4 protein-coding genes and 2 pseudogenes are annotated in these 4,640 nt (G+C 53.9%); 3 read left to right on the top strand and 3 right to left on the bottom strand.

The annotated features are described in order from the left end of the window. The 3 genes and pseudogenes from ACIQ2T_RS11990 to ald all read right to left on the bottom strand — a co-directional run. Nucleotides 1-221: pseudogene (locus tag ACIQ2T_RS11990) on the bottom strand (hypothetical protein); the annotation flags it as partial. A gap of 171 nt (nucleotides 222-392) precedes the next feature. Beyond that, the gene (locus tag ACIQ2T_RS11985; protein WP_397591015.1) at nucleotides 393-1,409 is read right to left on the bottom strand and encodes a LacI family DNA-binding transcriptional regulator; all 1,017 of its coding nucleotides are present in this window, start codon (nucleotides 1,407-1,409) and stop codon (nucleotides 393-395) included. 31 nt (nucleotides 1,410-1,440) lie between these two features. Beyond that, entirely contained in the window at nucleotides 1,441-2,568 is a 1,128-nt protein-coding gene (gene ald, locus ACIQ2T_RS11980) for an alanine dehydrogenase (protein WP_397591014.1), read from the bottom strand. A 131-nt stretch (nucleotides 2,569-2,699) separates the two neighbouring features. Between ald and ACIQ2T_RS11975 the strand changes: the two genes are divergently transcribed. The 3 genes and pseudogenes from ACIQ2T_RS11975 to ACIQ2T_RS11965 all read left to right on the top strand — a co-directional run. Beyond that, entirely contained in the window at nucleotides 2,700-3,170 is a 471-nt protein-coding gene (locus ACIQ2T_RS11975) for an Lrp/AsnC family transcriptional regulator (RefSeq protein ID WP_397591013.1), read from the top strand. 263 nt (nucleotides 3,171-3,433) lie between these two features. After that, entirely contained in the window at nucleotides 3,434-4,147 is a 714-nt protein-coding gene (locus tag ACIQ2T_RS11970; protein ID WP_306064494.1) for a TorF family putative porin, read from the top strand. Nucleotides 4,148-4,267: 120 nt separating this feature from the next. Continuing rightward, a pseudogene (locus ACIQ2T_RS11965) lies at nucleotides 4,268-4,640 on the top strand (glutamine synthetase); the annotation flags it as partial.

Raw genomic sequence — 4,640 nt, 5'->3', positions numbered from 1 at the left:
TAAACCACGCCTGCATATGTGTATTCTGGAACCACATCGCGGTTTGAAAAGCGATGTGCCTCATACGCAAATTTGAGCGCAACAAATGGTGCAGGGGCAGGACTTGGCGTCGGGGCCGCAGTAGGAGCTGGAGATATGACAACCGGCGGTGCAGACTTTGATTGCTCTCCACCACACCCGCACAACAAAAATACCGGCAGCAGAATATTTGGGGTCCTCATCTGGGCAGCCCTTTTAACATCCCGCTAGAATAATTGTGCGCCATGATCCCATTTTCCCACTGCCATGACATCTAAGTTCCCGTCAGCCTTATCTGTTGCATCTCGTTTTGAGGTTTGGTTTGCGTCGCAGTTTCGCACTCAAATGAGGCGCACGCAAGAAAAAGGCAGACCCTAGGCTGTTCCGCGCCTAAGTAACTTTACCGGAACAGGGGTGGTGCTGGGCGTTTCGCCGTTGAACACCGCGATCAACGCCTCCACGAGCATTTCGCCGGCCTGGACGTAATCTTGCTCGATTGTCGTAAGCGGCGGTTGCGCATAGGCGCCCGTTGCGATGCCATCAAAGCCGATAACGCGGACATCCTTGCCAATGACAATGCTATGCTCGTCAAGCGCCCGCATGGCGCCCAGCGCGATAAAGTCGTTTGCACAAAACAAACTATCGAACGCGATTTTGTCATGGATCAGGCCCTTGACCGCGGCATAGCCTTGGTCCTCCCGCACGGCATTTTCGGGCAGGGGCGGACAAATGGGCTGCATAGCCTTATTGGCCATTTCGTCCATATAGGTCGTCAGCCGATCCTGAAACTGCGGCTGTTCGCTATTGGTCGGGCCGATATATGCAATTTGCTTGCAACCGCTTTGCAGCAAATGGTCAATCGCCAGCCGCGCGCCTTGGACATTGTCGCTTTTAACAGAAATAAGGTCTTCTTTGCTTGCGCCCCAGCAGATCATTGGGGTCTCGCGCCGCGCATATTCGCCAAAAAACTGCCAGCCTTCGACATTCTGCCCGCTGCCGATGACGATGAGACCATCGGCCTGCCGGCTGCCCGTATAGTTGGCAAAGAAGTTATCGGGGGAGTCTTGAAAAGAGATAATCAGATTATAACCTCGTTCAGATGCCGATGCCGCGATGCAACCGAGCAGCGACAGATAAAACGGGTTGATGTTCGCTTTGTTCTCGCCGCGCCGACACAAAATGACGAGCGCGATGGAATTGGTTTGCTGTGTGCGCAGGCGAAGGGCATTATGGTCAACGGAATAATTCAGCTCATTGGCCAGAGCGACAATACGCGCCCGCGTGGTTTCGCTGACTTTCTTATCACCGCGCAAGGCGCGCGATACGGTCGGTTGTGACACCCCAAGCATCGCCGCAATCTGATGCGCAGTAATGCGAACCTCTTTAACCATGCAGCGCCGTTAGCACTGGCATGCGGTCAAGTCACGCAGCGAGCGCGGTTGTGGGTGCGACAAATTCCAGATTGAGGCTTTCTGCAACGGCTTGGCTGGTCACTTTTCCTTCATGTACGTTCAATCCGGCAAGCAACCCGCGTCCGGTTTCCGTGCTGCTTTCAAGTGCTGCGACGCCCTGGTTTGCCAACGCAAGGCCATAAGGCAAGGTCGCGTTGTTGAGCGCGGCCGCGCTGGTCTGCGGCACCGCGCCGGGCATGTTTGCGACGCAATAATGGATGATGCCGTCGACGACATAGGTAGGATCGGCATGAGTGGTTGGCCGCGATGTCTCGAAACAGCCACCTTGGTCAATGGCGACATCAACGAGCACTGATCCCGGCTTCATGTGCTTGAGCATTTCGCGGGTCACGAGGCGCGGTGCGCTTGCGCCCGGAATAAGCACAGCGCCAATGACAGCGTCTGCAATGCTGACTTCATGTTCAATCGTTTCAAGCGTGGAATAGCGCGTGCGGACCCGCCCGTTGAACATCTCGTCAAGTTGACGCAGGCGCGGGATCGAGCGATCAACGATGGTGACCTCAGCGCCCAAGCCAACAGCCATACGCGCCGCATGTGTACCAACCACGCCCCCGCCAAGAACGGTTACACGCCCAGCCGGAACACCAGGGACGCCGCCAAGAAGGATGCCTGCACCCCCTTCGCTGCGGCGCATCGCTTGGCCAGCGGCTTCGATGGCGAGCCGGCCAGCAACTTCGCTCATCGGAGCAAGCAAGGGCAGGGTGCCTCGGTCATCGGTGACGGTCTCATAAGCAATGGCGGTGCATCCACTGGCGATCAGGCCCTTTGCCTGTTCGGGGTCGGGTGCAAGATGTAAATAGGTGAAGAGCAATTGCCCGCGACGAAGCTGAACCCATTCGCTGGGCTGGGGTTCCTTGACCTTGACGATCATGTCACAGCCAGCAAAAATTTCAGCCGCCGTTGCGGCGATTTCGGCACCGGCAGCCCGATAGGCATCATCGCTGGCCATAATACCAGCGCCAGCGCCGGATTGCACGACGACCTGATGACCGTGAGCGACATATTCGCGGACCGCGCCCGGGGTAAGACCAACACGATATTCATGAACTTTGATTTCGCTAGGGACGCCAACACGCATGATTTTTGCTCCTGAAAATATGTCTAACGCAAAAATAGCATTGTCGGCCCGTCGATACTCCGCAAAGATTCGACTTATTCATCAGATTGGTGCATATATTCGTCGTATTTTTAAAGAAGAATAGAGATAATATGCAACTTGATCGGGTTGACCGTAAATTAATTGGCGCTTTAGTGGCAAATGGCCGCGCGACTCAGATGGAGTTGGGTGAAGCGGCAGGCCTATCACCGAGTGCCGCGGCGCGTCGTCAAAAAGCCTTGGAGGACGAAGGCATATTGCGTGGCTATCGCGCCGACGTGAATTTGCGCAAGCTGGGGCTTTCCGCGACAGTCATGGTCACGATCACACTCGATAGCCAAAGCGAAGAGGCAATGGCAGCTTTTGAATCCGCTGTTGCGAACAGTCCATCTACCATCCGGTGCCACCTGATGAGCGGACGGAATGACTATTTGTTGGTGGTACGCGCAGCTTCCATTGAAGATTATGAAATAATTCATCGGCAGGAAATTGCCCGTTTGCCGCGGGTCGCACGCATTGAAACTGCCTTTGCGTTGCGAGAGATCGTGAACCGCACCGTTCCACCGCGCTTGTTTCATCCATAAATGTGCGAAGCTGGCCCGTGCCTTGGGCAGGACTGTGGCGCTTTTGTCACATGGTTTGAAAAGCAGAATGACGTTGACACAAAAATGCTTGCCCGGATCGCACTTTAATGTTTGTGTGCATCTGCACAATAAAGCGCAATTAAAAATACATAAAATTTGCGCGGGCAACCAGATTAAGCGGGATGAGAACGGTATCTGCCGGAGGCAGCGCGATGCGTAGGCTTTCGGCTTCGGTTCAAATGTACCTAAGAAGGGGTAATATTATGCGTAATTCCATTTTGAAACTGGCAAGCATTAGCGTCGCCATGAGCGCTCTGACCATGTCAGTGCCTGCGTTCGCGCAAGAAGAGGCCGCTGGCCCAATCACCATAACCGGCGGCGCCGCTATCGTTTCCGACTATCGTTTCCGTGGCGTTTCGCTCTCAGATAAGGATTTCGCGTTCCAGCCTTACCTGACTGTCAAGCATGAATCGGGTCTCTATGCGGGTGTTTGGGGTTCCAACCTGGCAGAAAACGCGGGTGATGATGTCGAAGTTGATCTGTATGTTGGCTTTGCCGGCGGGGATGCTGTGACCTATGATATCGGTGCTACCTATTATGTCTATCCTGGCGTATCAAGCTTCAACTATGTCGAGTTCACTGGAAAGCTTGGTACATCTGTCGGTCCCGCATCTGTCGGTGCTCAGCTAAGCTATGTTCCAAGCCAAGATAACACGGGCAATAACGACAATATCTATGTCGCCACCAACGCAGCCGTTGCTATTCCAAATTCACCGATTTCGATCGTGGGATCTGTTGGTCTTGAAGACGGCGCGTTCAGCGGTGAAGGTGAGAAGCTGGATTGGTCACTTGGGTTGACCGCTGCTGTCGCCGGCTTCACCGTTGGTGCATCCTATGTGGACACGAACCGCAAGACGACCTTTGCGTTTAAGGACAGCGCAGCCGGCGTAGTGTTTTCACTAAGCTACGGCTTCTGATCCAAGATTAAGCGTTGTAGGCCCCATAAATGTGGCCCAATTTGGTAAAGACTCATGCCGGGCTTGACCTTTCAAGTCCGGCATGCGCTTAACAGGCCTACAAAAAACTGGTGAAAAACAATGTCCGTCAATCTTGCGAATTGGATCGCTGAGCACAAAATCGATGAGGTTGAGTGCATTGTGCCTGACATAAACGGGGTGCAGCGGGGCAAGGTTTTACCGGCCAAAAAATTCCTATCGTCGGTCCGTGACAAATCGCTGCGCATTCCGGGTAGTGTTTTTATCTGTACCATTGATGGCCATTACCCCGAGGATATTGCTGACATTTGGGACAAGGACCCGGACAAAATCCTGATTGCCGACCCAGATACGATTTGCGTCGCCCCGGGTTTCAAATCGCCCACGGCCTTTGTCATTGCCGATGTTCTTCATGGCGATGGCACCGAGGTGGAAATCGCACCGCGCACAATATTGAAAAAAGTATTGAACATGT

The organism is Sphingorhabdus sp., from assembly GCF_044357595.1.
Lineage (GTDB): Bacteria > Pseudomonadota > Alphaproteobacteria > Sphingomonadales > Sphingomonadaceae > Sphingorhabdus_B.
Note: the sequence above shows the minus strand (reverse complement) of the source record. Positions and strands in the feature narration are given on the sequence as shown.

Coding starts and splice junctions, on each gene's coding strand:
- ACIQ2T_RS11985 (WP_397591015.1), bottom strand. CDS start 1,409: ATGGTTAAAGAGGTTCGCATTACTGCGCATCAGATTGCGGCGATGCTT.
- ald (WP_397591014.1), bottom strand. CDS start 2,568: ATGCGTGTTGGCGTCCCTAGCGAAATCAAAGTTCATGAATATCGTGTT.
- ACIQ2T_RS11975 (WP_397591013.1), top strand. CDS start 2,700: ATGCAACTTGATCGGGTTGACCGTAAATTAATTGGCGCTTTAGTGGCA.
- ACIQ2T_RS11970 (WP_306064494.1), top strand. CDS start 3,434: ATGCGTAATTCCATTTTGAAACTGGCAAGCATTAGCGTCGCCATGAGC.